This is a genomic window from Actinoplanes sp. NPDC049265, from assembly GCF_043197135.1.
GTDB lineage: Bacteria > Actinomycetota > Actinomycetes > Mycobacteriales > Micromonosporaceae > Actinoplanes.
The window spans coordinates 877,952-894,179 of record NZ_JBICSP010000002.1; the positions used below are offsets into that span (position 1 = coordinate 877,952).

The following is a 16,228-nucleotide window of genomic DNA, read 5'->3' on the forward strand; positions in this document are numbered from 1 at the left end:
GTAACACCGCGAGGCGCCGGGTCAGGCCGCCAGCGCCTGTCGTGCGGCCTCGGACCGGCGGGACGCGGCCTCGGCCAGCGCCGCGAAGACCCGGAGATCACCGGTACGTTCCGGATGCCACTGGACGCCCAGCGCGAACGTCCGGTCCGGGTCCTCCAGGATCTCGATCACCCGGTCGTCCGGGCACCAGCCGCTCGCGGTGAACGTACCGGGGTCGTTGACGCCCTGGTGGTGGAACGAGTTCACGGTCAGGCGCTCGCCGAGCAGGGCGGCCGCCCGCGAACCGGGCCGGACCTCGACGTCGTGCCGGCCGAACGCGGACGAGTCCGCGGCCAGCGGATCGGTGCCCGGTGCGGCCCGATGCCGGTCGTGGCCGATCACGTCGGGCAGGTGCTGGTGCAGCGAACCACCGGCGGCCACGGCCATCACCTGCATCCCCCGGCACACGCCGAGCAGCGGCAGGTCACGTTCCAGGGCGGCCTTCATGAGCATCAGCTCGGCGGTGTCCCGAGGCTCGTCGACGTCGGCCGCCGGGTGCAGTTCCTCGCCCCAGTACCTCGGGTCGATGTCGCCGCCACCGGAGAAGACGATGCCGTCCAGCGTGTCCAGCACATCGACGTCCGGCTCGTCCGGGGTGATCAGGACGGCGCGCCCGCCGGTGGCGTGCACCGCCTTGACGTACGACATCGGGAGCATCCCGGCCAGGACCTCGTTGCTGTTGTACCGCACGTTCGTCGCGTAGGCGGTCATTCCGATCAGGGGCCTGCGCATGATCCTCCTTCGCTATCGGGCGGCGTCGACCAGAGCGCCGAACAGCCGCTTGTCCCGGTGCAACTCGGGATGCCACTGCACACCGAGCACGAACCGGCGGGCCGGGTCCTCGACCGCCTCGGGCAGTCCGTCCTCGGTCCGCGCGGTCACCAGCAACGATCCCGGATCGGCCACGCCCTGATGGTGGTAGCAGTGGATCTCCAGGTCGTCACCCAGCAGTCCGGCGATGCGGCTGCCCGCGACCGGCGTCACGGCGTGCGTGCCGTAGACGGCCGGCGCCGGGCGGTGCTTCTCGTGGCCGAGCACGTCCGGTAGGTGCTGATGCAGCGTCCCGCCGGCGGCCACCACGAGCACCTGCATGCCCCGGCAGACACCGAGGATCGGCCGGTCGGCGTCGAGGGCGGCGCGGGTGAGCGGCAACTCTGCCGCGTCCCGGTCGGTGCGGGCCACGGTGAGCGGCTCCGGTTCGGCGCCGTAGAGCGCCGGGCCGAGGTCGGCTCCGCCGGAGAGCACCAACCCGTCCAGGGTACGCAGAACATCGGTGTCCGTGTCATCCGGCGGCAGCAGCACGGCCCGCCCACCGGCACCGGTGATCGCCTCCACGTAGGCGTGCGGCACCAGCGTCGTGGGCAGATCCTGCCAAACCCCCCAGGTGGCGGGCTCGACGTAGGTCGTGATGCCGATGATGGGACGGCGCATGATCCCCACGTTATAGAACGCGGCGCCTTCCCAGAACGGGAGGCGCCGCGCACCTGGGTCCTTCCGACCCACCCACGCGGCGCCCATACGCACGCCCGGGCGGGGACTCGACCCCTGCGATGTATTACATCGGTCGTGCACAAACCCTGCCCAGCAGACCCGCGAGTTAAACCCGAACTGCTACAAAGGTGTTACATAGGCGCCCGTGATACCGCCGTCGACGACGAACTGGTTGGCGGTCATGAATGAGGCGTCGTCGCTGGCCAGGAAGGCCACCGCGGCGGCGATCTCGGTGGGCTCGGCGAACCGGCCCATCGGCACGTGCACGAGGCGGCGGGCGGCCCGCTCCGGGTCCTTGGCGAACAGATCCATCAGCAGCGGCGTGGCCACCGGCCCGGGGCACAGCGCGTTGACCCGGATGCCCTCGCGGGCGAACTGCACGCCGAGCTCGCGGGTCATCGCCAGCACGCCGCCCTTGCTCGCGGTGTACGCGATCTGCGACGTCGCCGCGCCCAGCAGCGCCACGAACGAGGCGGTGTTGATGATCGAGCCTTTGCCCTGCGTACGCATGTGCGGGATGGCGTATTTGCAGCCGAAGAAGACCGACGTGGTGTTGACCTTGAGCACCCGTTCCCAGGCGTCCAGGCCGGTGTCCAGGATCGAGTCGTCGTCGGGCGGCGAGATGCCGGCGTTGTTGAAGACGATGTCGAGGCGCCCGTGCCGTTCGGCCGTGCCGTCCATCAGCGCCCGCACCGACTCCTCGTCGGCCACGTCGACCTGGACGAACTCCCCGCCAACCTCCCCGGCGGCCTTTTCTCCAGCGGAGACCGAGATGTCCGCGCAGACAACGCGTGCCCCCTCGGCGGCGAACCGTCGCGCGGTGGCCAGCCCGATGCCGCTGCCGGCGCCGGTGATGACGGCGACCCGGTCCTGAAGTCGTTCCAAATCAGTCCTCCGTAGCGATGAACACGTTCTTGACGTCGGTGAAGGAGTGCAGCGCGTCGGGGCCGAGCTCGCGGCCGAGGCCGGACTGTTTCATGCCGCCGAACGGCGTCCAGTAGCGCACCGAGGAGTGCGAGTTGACGCTGAGCGCGCCGGTCTCGACCGCCCGGGACACCCGCAGCGCCCGGCCGAGGTCGCGGGTCCAGAGACTGCCGGACAGGCCGTACTCGGTGTCGTTGGCCAGCCGGACCGCTTCCTCCTCGTCGCGGAACGGCAGCACCGACAGCACCGGGCCGAAGACCTCCTCGCGCCAGTGCCGGTCGCCGGTCGAGTGGGCCAGCAGCACGGTCGGCGGGAACCACCAGCCGTCGCCGTCGGGTGCGGTGCCACGGAACGCCACGTCGGCGTCCTCGACGTACGACGCGACCGATTCGCGTTGGCCGGAGGAGATGAGCGGGCCCATGTCGGCGCTGGGCGACGCCGGGTCCTCGACCCGGAAGGCGCGGACCGCCGGTTCCAGGAGGGCGAGAAACTCGTCGTACACGGAATCCTGGACGAGCAGCCGCGAGCGGGCGCAGCAGTCCTGGCCGGCGTTGTCGAAGACCGAGGCCGGCGCCGACGCGGCCGCCTTGGCCAGGTCGGCGTCGGCGAAGACGATGTTGGCGCTCTTGCCACCGAGTTCCAGCGTCACGCGTTTCACCTGGTCGGCGCAACCCGCCATGATCGCCTTGCCGACGTCGGTGGAGCCGGTGAAGCACACCTTGCGGACCGCCGGATGGGTGACGAACCGCTGGCCGACCACGCTGCCCCGGCCCGGCAGCACGGTGAACACGTGCGGTGGCAGGCCCGCCTCGAGCGCGAGTTCGCCGAGCCGGATCGCGGTCAGCGGGGTCAGCTCGGCCGGCTTGAGCACCACCGTGTTGCCGGCCGCCAGCGCGGGCCCGAAGCCCCAGCCGGCGATCGGCATCGGGAAGTTCCACGGCACGATCACGCCGACCACGCCGAGCGGCTCGTGGAAGGTCACGTCGAGGCCGCCGGCGACCGGGATCTGCCGGCCGGTGAGCCGCTCGGGCGCGCCCGCGTAGTAGTCGAGCACGTCCCGGACGTTGCCCGCCTCCCACCGGGCGTTGCCGATGGTGTGCCCGGAGTTGCGTACCTCCAGGTCGGCGAGCTCGTCGATGTGCTGGTCGACCACCGCCGCGAAGCGGCGCAGGAGCCGGGCGCGGTCGCCGGGGGCGACCTTGCGCCAGCTCTCGAAGGCCTTCCGCGCACGCTCGATCGCCGCGTCGGTCTCGTGCGGACCCATTCCCGGCACGGAGGTGAGCACCGCACCCGTGGAAGGGTTGATCACCTGAGTCACGAGTTGATCCTGACACGAGACGAGCCGATCGCAGTGCGCCCGTCGATGACTCGGGCGCCGAAAATGCCGCGGAAACCCCGCCGCGGCATTTTCGGTGACTGAGTCATCGGCATTGGGGGCGCACCGCCCGCCGGAGCGGAGCGGAGGCCATGTCACAGCCTCTCGAAGCCGCGCCGCAGCTCCCAATCCGTTACCGCCGCATCGAACGCGGCCAGCTCGACCGCCGCCATGTTGGCATAGTGATCCCGCACGTCAGCACCGAATGCGGCCTCCGCCACACCACTGCCCGACCACAGCTCGGCCGCCTCCCGCAGGGTCGTCGGCACCCGCCCGGCCGTGGCGTCGTCGTAGGCGTTCCCGACGAACTCGTCCTCCAGGCTCAGCTCGTTCTCGATGCCGTGCAACGCCCCCGCGACCAGCGCGGCGATGGCCAGGTAGGGGTTGACGTCCCCGCCCGGCACCCGGTTCTCCACCCGCATCCCCTGACCGTGCCCGGCGATCCTCAGCGCACAGGTGCGGTTGTCCACCCCCCAGCGCAGCGCGGTCGGCGCGAACGACCCGGCCGCGTACCGCTTGTACGAGTTGATGTTCGGCGCCCAGAAGATGCTGAACTCACGCATCGTGGCCAGCAGCCCGGCCAGCACCCGCTGCCCGATCTCGGAGAGGTGCGCCGGGCCGTCGCCGAGCATCGCGCTCTTTCCATCCTGGCCGCGCAGCGAGAAGTGGATGTGGCAGGAGTTGCCCTCGCGCTCGTTGGGCTTGGCCATGAAGGTCAGCGCCATGCCCTCCTGCGCGGCGATCTCCTTGGCCCCGTTCTTGTAGATCACGTGGTTGTCGGCCGCCTTGAGCGCCTCGTCGTAGCGGAACGCGATCTCGTGCTGCCCGAAGTTGCACTCGCCCTTGGCACTCTCCGGCACCAGCCCGGCGCCGTACATCTCGTTACGGATCCGGCGCAGCAACGGCTCCACCCGCGCGGTCCCGAGCAGCGAGTAGTCGACGTTGTACTGGTTCGCCGGCACCAGGCCGCGGTAGTTCTTGTCCGACGCCTGCTCGTAGGAATCCTTGTACAGAACGAATTCCAGTTCGGTTCCGGCGTACGCGGTCAGCCCGTGCGCCGCCAGCCGGTCGAGCTGGCGGCGCAGGATCTGCCGCGGCGAGGCATAGACGGCCTCGCCGCTCGTGGTCTCCAGATCGGCGAGGACCATCGCGGTGCCGGGCTGCCACGGGACCGGGCGCAGGGTGCTGAAGTCCGGCTTCATCACGAAGTCGCCGTAGCCGGAGTTCCACGACGACATCGCGTACCCGTCGACGGTGTTCATGTCCACGTCCACCGCGAGCAGATAGTTGCAGCCCTCGCTGCCCCCTTGCACCACCTCGTCCATGAAGTACCGGCCGTGCAGGCGTTTGCCCTGCAAGCGGCCCTGCATGTCGGTCAGGGCGAGCAGCACCGTGTCGACGCTGCCGTTGTCCACGGCGACGTCCAGGTCCTCGACATCCATGTTTTCTCGGTCCCCCAGAGTTATTCGGCGGTCGGCATGGTCTGTTCCCCGTGCGCGGCCTTCTCGATCAGGTTCTGCTTCGGTCCGGTGAACCACTTGCGGGCACTCGCGAACCACCAGATCGTGGCGAAGGCCACCACTGCCGCCACCGCGATGATCGTGTAGTTGAAGTTGCTCGCGGTGATCGGCGCCGCGGTCGGCAGGATGAACAGCACACAGATGATCACCACCCACACGATGGCGATCCAGCCGACCGGCGCGCTCCACTTCCCGAGGTTCCACGGCCCGACCTGGAACTCGTTGCCCAGCATCCGGCGCAGGAACACCGGACCGACGTACGCGATGTAGAGGCCGATGACCGCGACCGACGTGGCCGCCAGGTAGGCCGTGGTGTTCACCAGCGACGGGACGACCAGGATGGTGGACAGGGTCACGCACAGCCAGATCGAGTTGGTCGGCGTGCCGGTCCGCGGGTTGACCTGCTTCCACAGCCGCGATCCGGGCAGCGCGCCGTCGCGGGCGAACGCGTAGGACATTCGCGAGTTGGCGGTCACCGAGGCCATGCCGCAGAACCACTGCGCCACCATGCAGATGAACAGCAGGAAGGTGCCGAGGTTGTGGCCGGCCGCGTCGATGAAGATCTGCGCCGGGGGCAGGGCGAGGTCGGTCGTGCGTTCGGTGTCGTAGTCCTGGATCGCCCAGGTGATCGCCGTGAGCAGGAAGAACCCGGCGATCACGGAGACCACCACCGACATCACGATGCCGCGCGGCGCCGCCCGGGACGCGTCGTGGGTCTCCTCGGCCACGTGGGCCGAGGCGTCGTAGCCGGTGTACGTGTACTGGGCCATCAGCAGTCCGATCAGCACCGCGTAGATCGCCGCCCCGCCGAAGGTGAACCCGGTCTCGTTCTTGACCTCGAAGAACACCTCGGAGATGGGCTTGTGCTGGTCCGGCACGACGGCCAGGACGACGACGATGACCGCCACGCCGACCAGGTGCCACCAGGCGCTGACGTCCGAGAGCAGCCGCACCAGGTTGACGCCGAAGGTGTTCAGCAGCCCGTGCACGATGATGATGACCAGGAAGATCAGGAAGGTCTTGAGCGCGGTGACCTCCATGCCGAAGGTCAGGCTCAGGAACGCCGACGTGGTGATGGCCGCGCCGAAGTCGATGGCCGCGGTGACCGCCACCTCGCCAAGGAAGTTGAACCAGCCGATGAACCAGGCCCAGGCGGCCTTGTTGCGTTTGGCCAGCGCCGCCGTCCACCAGTAGAGCGCCCCGGCGGTCGGGTACGCAGAACAGACCTCGGCCATGGCCAGCGCCACGAAGGTGACCATGATGCCGACGAAGAGCCAGCCGAGCGTGATCGCAAGCGGTCCGCCGGCGTTCATGGCGATGCCGTACGACGTGATCGCGCCGGCCAGGATGCTGATGATCGAGAAGGAGACCGCGAAGTTCGAGAACCCGGACAGCCGGCGATGAAGCTCCTGCTGGTAGCCGAGCTGTGCGAGCCGTTCTTCGTCGGTGCTGGGGACTGGTTGGGTAGTCATGTTTCTCCCTCAGCCAGGGGGTCGACTGTGACGCAAGCCACGGCCGTGCCTGGATGATCTCCCCGTGGTGTTACCAGCGTCAATGAGCGCGGTTAATTGCGTTGCCGGGCTGTTCGGCTGACGGCAGACTTCTTGGCATGTCAGGGCTTACGCACGACGCGTTCACTGCTTTTCAGCAGGCAGAGCGCGCGCGGCCCGGCCGGTGTTCTGACGTCGGCGCGTAGCGACGCGGGCCCTCGGCAGGCCTTATGGACACCATTCCCGCGGCGGCGCGGGGGCGCGGTCACCTCTCTCCCTTTTCGGTCATCGCCCGCTCCCGCGCCGCTGCACAAAATCTGTCGTGGCGGTACTAGAAATCTGCCTGTGACCGGCCTAACATTCCAAGGAGCAAGACGCTGTCGCTGGTGAAGGAGGACGAGATACCGCAGCAACGTGTAAGCGAACTCTCAACGTCCCCGACCCCGACAAGAGGTGATCGCAGCCGATGCCCTTCACTCCGGCCCGCCGCTAGCGGCACGCACGCGGTGAACAGGCCACAGAACTGAACAGCCAGGGCCCCGGTTACCCGCCGGGGCCCTGGATCGTGTTCGGGACCCCTCACCCCCCGGAAAGGCAGATGAGCACCAACTTCGACGACGCGGACTACCCCGCGTACACGATGGGCCGCGCGGCCGAGATGATCAGGGTGACCCCCGCCTTCCTGCGCAGCCTCGGTGCGGCCGGGCTGATCGAGCCCGAACGTTCGGACGGCGGCCACCGCCGCTACTCCCGGCACCAGCTGCAGCTGGCCGCACGCGTACGACAACTGCTCGACGACGGCATGCTCCTGACCGCGGCCTGCCGCATCGTCACCCTCGAGGACCGGCTGAACGCCGCGCACCGGCGGATCATCGAGCTCGGCGGCGCCCTCACCCCGGACGACGACGCCGACGTACCCACACAGACCCACCAGCCCCGCACCCCCCACGAGTACGACCAGGCCGGGTAGCTTCTGCGCATGTCCGACGACTGGCGACGGCCCGGCCCGACCCCGCGGCAGCGGCGGATCGACCTGTGGATCGGCCTCGGCACCACGGCCGCCGCCCTGGTCAACGTGGCCATGGCGCGCAGCGCGGGCGTGTTCATCTGGCAATTCCGGCCCAGCGCGCTCGAGCACTACGCCTGGGCGGCGGCCATCACCCTGCCGCTGATCTGGCGGCGCGCCCATCCGTCGATCGTGTTCGCCGCGGTCTCCCTGATCTTCGTCGCGGGTCAGGTCCGGGGCACCCAGGAACAGCAGTTCGCCGGGGGCGCGCTGTTCGCCACCATGTACGCGATCGGCGCCTGGGAGCAGGACCGGGTCCGCGCCAAGTGGATCCGGATCATCGTCATCGCCGGGATGTTCGTCTGGGTCTTCCTGTCCTGGCTGACGTCGCTCGACCGGCTGGCCCAGATCACCGACGGCCGCGGCCCGTTCACCCCGACCGTCGCCGCACTGGTCAGCCTGGTGCTGGTCAACACCGGCATCTTCGCCGGGGCCTACCTCGCCGGCGAGGGCACCTGGCTGGCCGTCCGCCGCCAGCACCAGCTCGAGGTGCAGGCCGAGGAGCTGCGCGCGGCCCAGGAACAGGCCGAGGAGCGGGCGGTCCTGGGCGAGCGGGTGCGCATCGCCCGCGAACTGCACGACGTCGTCGCCCATCACGTGTCGGTGATGGGCATCCAGGCGTCGGCCGCGCGCAAGGCCCTCGACAAGGACCCGCCGAAGACCCGGGCCGCGCTGTCGGCGGTCGAGGAGAACGCCCGGACGGCCGTGGCCGAGCTGCGGCGGATGCTCGGCGCGTTGCGCGCGCCGGACCAGTCGGTGGAGACACCGTCGGCGGCCGCCGGCCTCGACCGGGTCGACGAGCTTCTGGTCCGGGTACGCGAGGCCGGGCTGACCGCCACCCTGACCGCGTACGGCGATCCGGTCGCCCTGCCCGAGTCGGTGTCGCAGGCGGCGTACCGGATCGTCCAGGAGGCCGTGACCAACGTGCTCAAGCACGCGCACGCGTCCACGGTGGACGTCCGCATCCGCTACCTGGAGCACGACCTGGAGATCGACGTGGCCGACGACGGCCGGGCCGCACCGCCGCTCTCGTCCGGCGGCATGGGTCTGATCGGCATGCGCGAACGGGTCGCTGTGCACGACGGCACCATCGAGACCGGCCCGCGCGACGACGGCGGCTTCCGCGTACGCGTACGCCTCCCCCTCGAACTGCCCGCCGTACCCGCCCAGCGCCCGGCCCAGTTCGAGGCCAGCGCATGATCCGTGTCCTGCTCGCGGACGACCACCGGATGGTCCGCACCGGCTTCCGCGTGATCCTCGACCTGGAGGACGACATCGAGGTGATCGGCGAGGCCGCCGACGGCGCCCAGGCCGCCGACCTGGCCGCCGAGCTGCGCCCCGACGTGGTCCTGATGGACGTCGAGATGCCCGGCACCGACGGCCTGGCCGCGACCCGGCGGATCACCGGCGGCGACGGACCCCGCGTCCTGATCCTGACCACCTTCGACCGGGACGAGTACCTGTTCGCGGCCCTGCAGGCCGGCGCCTCCGGCTTCCTGCTCAAGAACGGCACCCCTGAGGCCCTGGTCGAGGCGGTGCGCGTGGTCGCCCGGGGCGATGCCCTGCTCGCGCCCGAGATCACCCGCCGGGTGATCGCCGAGTTCGCCCGCCCGTCCGGCCCCGCCCCCGGCCGCCGCCTGTCCGACCTCACCCCGCGCGAACACGAGGTCCTGGTCCATCTGGCCGGCGGCGCCACCAACGCCGAGATCGCGGCCGCCCTCCACCTGGGCGAGACCACGGTGAAGACCCACGTCAGCCGGGTTCTGATGAAGCTCGGCGCCCGCGACCGCACCCAGGCCGTCGTTCTCGCCTACGAGTTGGGCGTCGTCCGGCCCGGCGGCTGACCCGTCGCCCACCACGCGGGTCCTCCGCACGGAGGACCCCGGGCGGTCGTCCCCGGGCCGGACGACAGGGCCGCCGGCCGCCCCCTACCGTTCGACGGCATGACCGATGTTCTGACCGTCGACGCCGTGAGCCGCAGCTTCGGCGATCGTCAGGTGCTCGAGGACGTCACGTTCGGGGTGACAGCGGGCCGGATGACCGGTTTCGTCGGCGCCAACGGGGCCGGCAAGACCACCACGATGCGGATCATCCTCGGCGTGCTCGCCGCCGACCGGGGCTCCGTCTCCTGGCGCGGCGTCCCGCTGGACCGGCCCACCCGGCAGCGGTTCGGCTACATGCCCGAGGAGCGCGGCCTCTACCCGAAGATGACCGTCACCGACCAGATCGTCTACCTCGGACAGTTGCACGGGCTGAGCCGGGCCGACGCCCGCCGCCGCACCGCCGCCCTGCTCGACCGGTTGCAGCTCACCGAGCGCGGCGGCGACCAGGTGGAGAAGCTGTCACTGGGCAACCAGCAGCGGGTGCAGATCGCCGCCGCCCTCGTGCACGACCCCGAGGTGCTGGTGCTGGACGAGCCGTTCAGCGGCCTCGACCCGATCGCCGTCGAGACCGTCGTCGGGGTACTGCGCGAACGGGCCGCCACCGGCGCGCCGGTCCTCTTCTCCAGTCACCAGCTCGAACTGGTCGAACGCCTCTGCGACGACCTGGTGATCATCGCCGACGGCACGATCCGGGCGGCCGGCAGCCGGGCCGAGTTGCGCTCGTCGTACGCGCTCCCCCGCTATGCCGTCGAGGTCGCCGCCGACGCCGGCTGGCTGCGTGACCAGCCCGGTGTCACGCTGGTCAGCCTGGACGGCCCGCGCGCGGTGTTCGACCTGGCCGCCGACGTCTCTGACCAGGACGTCCTGCGGGCCGCCCTGGCCCGCGGGGCCGTTACGTCGTTCGCTCCGGTGCGGCCGAGCCTGGCCGAGATCTTCCGAGAGGTGGTGTCCGCATGACCACGCTGGAGGCGGCGCGGCTGGTGGCCGCACGTGAGATCAAGGTCAAGATCAGAGACAAGACCTTCCTCTTCAGTACGGTGTTCTTCCTACTCATCGCCATCGGCTCGATCGCCCTGCCGATCCTGCTGGACGACGACCCGCAGAACGTGGCCGTGTCCCCCACCGCCGCGGCGTCGGCCGGCGCCCTGACCCGGGCCGGCCTGACCGTGGTGCCGGCCGGCTCCGACGCCCAGGCCGCTCAGCTGGTCCGCGACGGCGACGCCGACGCGGCCGTGGTCGGCGGCCCCAAGGTTCTCGGCCTGGACGAGGCGCCTCGCGCGGTGGTGCAGGCCCTGAGCGAGTCGCCGCCGGTCGAGCTGCTGGAGCCGGACGACCGCGATCCCTTCGTCAGCTTCCTGGTCCCGTTCGTCCTGGCCTTCATCTTCTTCACCACGTCGCTGACCTTCGGCCTGCAGATCGCCCAGAGCGTGACCGAGGAGAAGGCCACCCGCATCGTCGAGATCCTGGTCGCCAGCGTCCCCGTCCGCGCCCTGCTGGCCGGCAAGGTCGCCGCCATGACCCTGCTCGCGTTCGGCCAGATCGCCCTGATCAGCCTGGTCGCCTTCGCCGGCATGCGCCTGGGCGGCGTCGACACGTCGATCGTGTCGCTGATCCTGCCGGCGATCGGGTGGTTCCTGCCGTTCTTCATCCTCGGCTTCGTCATGCTGGCCACCCTCTGGGCCGGCGCCGGAGCCCTGGCCGCCCGCCAGGAGGACCTGGCCGGAGTGTCGGCTCCCCTCCAGATGATCGTGATGATCCCGTTCTTCCTGACGATCTTCCTGTCCGACAACCCGCTGGCCATGAAGGTGCTGTCCTACATCCCCCTGAGCGCCCCCCTGGCCATGCCGATCCGGGCCTTCACCGGCGACCTGGCCCCCTGGGAGCCGTACGTGTCCCTGCTGATCCTGGCCCTGTCGGCCGCGGCCATGCTCGGCGTCGGTGCTCGCCTCTACGAGGGTTCCCTGCTACGCACCAACGGCCGCACGTCCTTCGCCACCGCCTGGCGCAGCCGTTCCCTGGTCAACTGACCGGTGATCGAAGACCATCGGTAATTCTCATCGCTGGAATGGCGATCATGAGCCACCGAACGCCATGATTACGCCGAGAGTCTGTCAAACACAACGCCCGGGGACATGCGGCTCGTTACTACACTGGGCGTCCCCATCCGTCCCCCCAGCGGAGTTGCCTGATGGACCCCATAACGCTTGCCGGCTCGGCGGTCAAGGCCGCGGCGCAGGGCATCCCGCTGATCAGCAAGAAGCTGATTTCGAAAAGACGAAACCGCGCCATCGCGGACGAGGCCGCCAGCCTTCTGTCCAACGATGCCGTTGACCGGCTGGTTGATCAGCTCACTGAGCGCCAGAGATCATCAGTAGCCGGGTTCATCGACTCCGCACAATTCGGCGCGATCGTCCAACAGGCCACGATCCTCACCCTGACTGACATGAGGGAGGAGGAAACAGCCGCGATACGTGAGCAGATCAGACATGGCCTGCGACTCAGAGGCGGGTTCGACGGAGCCGATCAGCTCGACATGACGGACAAGCTCGAGAACCTTGTCTACGAATCAGTTCACGCGGTCCGGCGGGTCGCTACGCCGACGGCTTTCGACAGCGCGCGGGCCCTCGCGATCGCCAGCAGGGTTGCCATTGCCGGCGCACGAAACAGCGAGCTTCTGGCGGGCATCTCAACTCTCACCGAGATCGACAAGTTCGCGCAGAACGCACGATCTGCCGTCCGATCCGGGAATTCGAAGCTTCGCATGGCCAGCCACAACGGCGGACGCCAAGTCGAATACGCGGAGCTCTATGTCACGCCGGCGCTCGTGCCCCGCGCCGACCAGAACTGGTGGTACCCGCTGGAGGAGGAGACCGCATCTGCCTCCGAAGTCGCAGCGTACGCTACCCGTTTCGTCATCCTCGGCGACCCTGGCGCCGGGAAGTCGACCATGGCCGCCAAGCTGGCGCATGACATAGCGGCCGATCTGGTGCCAGGGCTATGCGGTCAAGTCCCTTTCCTGCTCAGAGTTCGGGACCACACCGCATCACTGAGAACAGACCACGAGACATTACTTCACTACCTTGAGGCAACCTGCCGCCGGCCCCGCAACATCTGCCCGCCGCCCGACGCCGTCGAGTATCTGCTGCTCAATGGCCGCGCGGTGGTCATCGTTGACGGAGTGGACGAACTTGGAACCAGCGAGCATCGCAGATCATTTGCTGAACTGCTCGAAGGTTTTGCGCATCGGTTTCCGCTGGCCCGGATCGTCGTCACATCCCGAGTCGTCGGGTACGACGAGGCACCCTTGGACGCAGATCTCTTTCCAGCCTCCTACGTCAGACCCTTCAGCCTCCCGCAGGTCCAGGACTACGCCAAGCGATGGTTTCGGCTCTCTACCACCCGGCCCGAAGATCGCGACGATCTGACCACGGCGTTCCTCCACGAAAGCAACATCGCCAGCGATCTCCGAGAGAATCCACTGCTGTTGTCGCTGCTCTGCGGCCTTTATTCGTCCGTCCACTACATTCCGCGCAACCGGCCCGAGATCTTCGAGAAATGCGCGGAGCTATTGTTCGAGACGTGGGATCGTCAGCGCGGTATCGAAGTTGCCCACCGGTATGGCGCAAACATCAGACCGGCGGTTCAACACTTGGCTTGGAAGATCTTCACCGATCCGGTCGGACGGCAAGCACTTCCGAGACCGGAACTGGTTTCGTATCTGGCCAACTTCATGCAGCGGCGCAGATTCGAAAATCGCGACGAGGCGGAGCAAGCCGCCTCAGACTTCCTGGATTACTGCGCAGGCCGCGCGTGGGTGCTCACCGAACTCGGGACCAACTCTCTGCTGCCAGTCTATGGTTTCGTTCACCGAACATTCCTGGAATATTTTGCCGCTACCCAGCTGGTGAAGCAGAACCCCCGGCCGGGCGCGGTCTGGAAGGCGATTTCGGCGCACGTCGATGACTTCTCCTGGGAAGTCATGGCACAGTTGGCGGTGCAGATATTGGATCGGACGGTCGAAGGCGGAGCCGAGGATCTCCTGCAACTAGCGACGAGCCGGGAACGATCTTATGACGCAAAGCGCTTTGCCGCACGCGCGCTCGACACAGTAGCTCCCGCCAACGACTCACTGCGAGCCGTCATCGAATCGATCGTGACAACGGCCTGTGAGGTCTCGGTCAACGACCGAAGAGTCGCGGAGTACCGTCCGTCCAATGTGGTACTGAAAGACATGGCCATGATTGAGATTCTTCGGGTCACATCGCCGGACAACGTAGAGCGCGTCATCGAGTACGTTACACGCCATCTCATCAAGAACGCACAGGAGAGGCCTGTCCATTCGTCGGCAGGGCTATTGGTCGCCGCCATTCAGCGCGGGCTCGTAAATCAACCGATCGCGGCAAGGGTGGCCCAAGTTCTCCAACTGGTCAAGATACCTTCGGTGGAGTATTGGCAGCGCATACTTTCCATGCCGGGGCCCGACGACATCACCGCCGACGGACTCGACCCCTTGTACAAAAGTACCTTGGTTCTCGGCGGGTCTTATCCTCCCCCGGTCATCAACTTCCTCGAACACATGACTCGGCATCTTCCCTTCGCCGGAAACGACCAGATCCAGGCATTCAAGGAATCACTCGAAGAATACTACCCGGCTATCATTTCCTATCGTGACTATCTCAGCCGGCAAGTGGTTTCGGTGACTCCCGGATACTTGACAGTGCTTGGGCACCTGGCGAGACCGCAAGACGTCGCCGAAGATTCAATGATCATGCTGCTGAGCGCTGAGGCCCGAGCGGCGTTCATTCTCCTGCTCATGCCATTTGCAGAAGATCCGTCAGACCACTTCGGCAGTCTCATCGCAAAGGTTTCGGGAAGTCGCCGATCACAGGCGGAGTCGCTTATCAGCTATTGGCGCCTGCCGGCCGACGCCCACCACTATCTCATGAGGTGGGTGAGTCTGAGCCCCCATTTCGATGCTCCTGTGCCCTCGCGATGAGACCTGACGACGCTGCCGTCGCGGAGAAGCAGATTCCGGCGCGGGTCTTCGGGGAGGTCGCCGGCGAGTACGACCGGGCCAGCGGTCGCCGGCCGCCTCGGTCGAGGTGGTACGCGCGAGCATCGAGGTCGACCGTCTGTGGGCGGGGTGGCGGCGCATCGTCACCGAGCACGGGCCGTCCGTCGTGGTCCCGGACGATCGGATGACCGCCGACAGTGCCTGGAGCGGTAAGCTGGCCGGGCAGCCGACACCGAGCTGCTGCTGGCCCCGGGTCAGGCCCCGAGCGCGGTGATCAGGGCCAGCTTGCCGGCCGTTCCGCTCGCGTCCCACTCCGGCGTCGCGATCAGGGCCTGCACCGGCACGCGGATGCCGTTCTCGGCGTAGGCCTGGATCTTGGCCCGGCATTCGGCCGGTGAACCGTGCACGATCAGGTCGTCGACCACGTCGTCGGGGATCGCGGCCAGCGCGCCCTTGCGGGCGAGGACGTCGGCCGCCGAGGGCGTCATCAGGGCTCGCAGCTCGTCAATCGCGGGCGGCCGCCGGCTCCACGCCACCAGGGGCGTGCCGGCGCGGACCAGGTTGAGTGCCATCGGCTCGCCCATTACGCCTAGCCCGAGAAATCCGACGATCATCGTAAGACGGAAGGCCATCGCGGTGCCCAGGGTCGCGAGCCACTTCAGTGATGGCGGTCTCGTGCTTGCGATGCTGCGCTGGGCGATCGGAATCCGGCCGTTGACACCCGATCTTTGGCCATGGCGATCACTTGGCGAACTGGCTGGGTGGCGTGAGGTGCAGACGATTCCGGCTGGGCCATTGACTGATCGCGGCTCGGCGGCCTACCTCAACCGACGCGGCGGACGATGGCGAGCAGCGATGCTTCGACGTCTTCGATCGGGCGCTCGGGCGCGAAGACCAGCCAGTCGACCGCCACGACCAGGCCGACACCGAAGAGGGCCGACGACGCCACCCGGACGTCGAGGTCGGGTGGGAGGTCGCCGGAGTCGACGCCGGCCTGGACGGTTTCGGCGATCACCCCGATGGCCTGTTCGCGGAGGAGGATCAGGGTCTGCTGCCACTCGCGGTTGGTGCGCCACATCTCGGAGAGCAGCAGCTGGGCGAAGGCGCGGTAGCGGCGGATGTACTCCAGCTGGGCGCGGACCAGGGCGGCCACCGCCTCGCGCGGGGGCTTGCCGGCCACGGCCGCGCGGAAGGCGTCGGTGAGCAGGTCGATGCCGTGCCGGAGCAGTTCCTCGAACAGGGCGGTCTTGGACTTGAAGTTGTAGTAGACAGTGCCCTTGGCGACCTTGGCCCGCAGCGCGATGTCGTCCACCGTGGTGGCGGTGAAACCCTGCTCGGCGATCAGTTCCACGGCCGCCTCGTAGAGCTTCTGCCGGGTGTCGGCCCGCCTGCGGGTACGCCCATCGGCCACCACGGGAAGTCCCCC

14 protein-coding genes are annotated in these 16,228 nt (G+C 68.4%); 6 read left to right on the forward strand and 8 right to left on the reverse strand.

From position 1 onward, the window contains the following. Positions 1-21 precede the first annotated feature (21 nt). The 6 genes from ACGFIO_RS09665 to ACGFIO_RS09690 all read right to left on the reverse strand — a co-directional run bounded on the left by ACGFIO_RS09665 (position 22) and on the right by ACGFIO_RS09690 (position 6,821). The gene (locus ACGFIO_RS09665; protein ID WP_392824265.1) at positions 22-771 is read right to left on the reverse strand and encodes a gamma-glutamyl-gamma-aminobutyrate hydrolase family protein; all 750 of its coding nucleotides are present in this window, start codon (positions 769-771) and stop codon (positions 22-24) included. A 12-nt stretch (positions 772-783) separates the two neighbouring features. Beyond that, positions 784-1,470, reverse strand: a complete 687-nt coding sequence (locus tag ACGFIO_RS09670; protein ID WP_392824266.1) for a gamma-glutamyl-gamma-aminobutyrate hydrolase family protein — start codon at positions 1,468-1,470, stop codon at positions 784-786. A gap of 180 nt (positions 1,471-1,650) precedes the next feature. Then, on the reverse strand, positions 1,651-2,415 hold the full coding sequence (locus tag ACGFIO_RS09675) for a 3-oxoacyl-ACP reductase (protein ID WP_392824269.1): 765 nt from the start codon (positions 2,413-2,415) through the stop codon (positions 1,651-1,653). 1 nt (position 2,416) lies between these two features. After that, positions 2,417-3,772 carry an aldehyde dehydrogenase family protein gene (locus tag ACGFIO_RS09680; RefSeq protein WP_392824272.1) on the reverse strand — a complete coding sequence of 452 codons (1,356 nt, stop codon included), beginning with the start codon at positions 3,770-3,772 and terminating at the stop codon, positions 2,417-2,419. A gap of 152 nt (positions 3,773-3,924) precedes the next feature. Beyond that, positions 3,925-5,271, reverse strand: a complete 1,347-nt coding sequence (locus ACGFIO_RS09685) for a glutamine synthetase family protein (protein WP_392824274.1) — start codon at positions 5,269-5,271, stop codon at positions 3,925-3,927. Positions 5,272-5,291: 20 nt separating this feature from the next. Further along, on the reverse strand, positions 5,292-6,821 hold the full coding sequence (locus ACGFIO_RS09690; RefSeq protein ID WP_392824277.1) for an amino acid permease: 1,530 nt from the start codon (positions 6,819-6,821) through the stop codon (positions 5,292-5,294). 616 nt (positions 6,822-7,437) lie between these two features. Between ACGFIO_RS09690 and ACGFIO_RS09695 the strand changes: the two genes are divergently transcribed. From ACGFIO_RS09695 to ACGFIO_RS09720, 6 genes are all read left to right on the forward strand, one after another. Continuing rightward, positions 7,438-7,809, forward strand: coding sequence for a MerR family transcriptional regulator (locus tag ACGFIO_RS09695; protein WP_392824279.1), 372 nt, complete (start codon positions 7,438-7,440; stop codon positions 7,807-7,809). A gap of 9 nt (positions 7,810-7,818) precedes the next feature. Further along, positions 7,819-9,105, forward strand: coding sequence for a sensor histidine kinase (locus tag ACGFIO_RS09700; protein WP_392824281.1), 1,287 nt, complete (start codon positions 7,819-7,821; stop codon positions 9,103-9,105). Continuing rightward, positions 9,102-9,749, forward strand: a complete 648-nt coding sequence (locus ACGFIO_RS09705; RefSeq protein ID WP_392824284.1) for a response regulator — start codon at positions 9,102-9,104, stop codon at positions 9,747-9,749. The genes ACGFIO_RS09700 and ACGFIO_RS09705 overlap by 4 nt, the downstream gene beginning before the upstream one ends. Positions 9,750-9,848: 99 nt before the next feature. Beyond that, positions 9,849-10,745: an ABC transporter ATP-binding protein gene (locus ACGFIO_RS09710; protein WP_392824287.1), complete on the forward strand. Its 897-nt coding sequence runs from the start codon at positions 9,849-9,851 to the stop codon at positions 10,743-10,745. Beyond that, entirely contained in the window at positions 10,742-11,815 is a 1,074-nt protein-coding gene (locus ACGFIO_RS09715) for an ABC transporter permease (protein ID WP_392824289.1), read from the forward strand. The genes ACGFIO_RS09710 and ACGFIO_RS09715 overlap by 4 nt, the downstream gene beginning before the upstream one ends. 161 nt (positions 11,816-11,976) lie before the next feature. Further along, entirely contained in the window at positions 11,977-14,784 is a 2,808-nt protein-coding gene (locus tag ACGFIO_RS09720; protein WP_392824291.1) for an NACHT domain-containing protein, read from the forward strand. Between the two features lie 272 nt (positions 14,785-15,056). On the opposite strand, the gene ACGFIO_RS09725 is transcribed toward ACGFIO_RS09720, so the two are convergent. Beyond that, positions 15,057-15,416, reverse strand: a complete 360-nt coding sequence (locus ACGFIO_RS09725) for an NAD(P)-binding domain-containing protein (RefSeq protein ID WP_392824294.1) — start codon at positions 15,414-15,416, stop codon at positions 15,057-15,059. Between the two features lie 209 nt (positions 15,417-15,625). Continuing rightward, the gene (locus ACGFIO_RS09730) at positions 15,626-16,213 is read right to left on the reverse strand and encodes a TetR/AcrR family transcriptional regulator (protein ID WP_392824387.1); all 588 of its coding nucleotides are present in this window, start codon (positions 16,211-16,213) and stop codon (positions 15,626-15,628) included. Positions 16,214-16,228 lie beyond the last annotated feature (15 nt).

Coding starts and splice junctions, on each gene's coding strand:
- ACGFIO_RS09690 (WP_392824277.1), bottom strand. CDS start 6,821: ATGACTACCCAACCAGTCCCCAGCACCGACGAAGAACGGCTCGCACAG.
- ACGFIO_RS09700 (WP_392824281.1), top strand. CDS start 7,819: ATGTCCGACGACTGGCGACGGCCCGGCCCGACCCCGCGGCAGCGGCGG.
- ACGFIO_RS09685 (WP_392824274.1), bottom strand. CDS start 5,271: ATGGATGTCGAGGACCTGGACGTCGCCGTGGACAACGGCAGCGTCGAC.
- ACGFIO_RS09725 (WP_392824294.1), bottom strand. CDS start 15,416: ATGATCGTCGGATTTCTCGGGCTAGGCGTAATGGGCGAGCCGATGGCA.
- ACGFIO_RS09670 (WP_392824266.1), bottom strand. CDS start 1,470: ATGCGCCGTCCCATCATCGGCATCACGACCTACGTCGAGCCCGCCACC.
- ACGFIO_RS09715 (WP_392824289.1), top strand. CDS start 10,742: ATGACCACGCTGGAGGCGGCGCGGCTGGTGGCCGCACGTGAGATCAAG.
- ACGFIO_RS09720 (WP_392824291.1), top strand. CDS start 11,977: ATGGACCCCATAACGCTTGCCGGCTCGGCGGTCAAGGCCGCGGCGCAG.
- ACGFIO_RS09705 (WP_392824284.1), top strand. CDS start 9,102: ATGATCCGTGTCCTGCTCGCGGACGACCACCGGATGGTCCGCACCGGC.
- ACGFIO_RS09710 (WP_392824287.1), top strand. CDS start 9,849: ATGACCGATGTTCTGACCGTCGACGCCGTGAGCCGCAGCTTCGGCGAT.
- ACGFIO_RS09695 (WP_392824279.1), top strand. CDS start 7,438: ATGAGCACCAACTTCGACGACGCGGACTACCCCGCGTACACGATGGGC.
- ACGFIO_RS09665 (WP_392824265.1), bottom strand. CDS start 771: ATGCGCAGGCCCCTGATCGGAATGACCGCCTACGCGACGAACGTGCGG.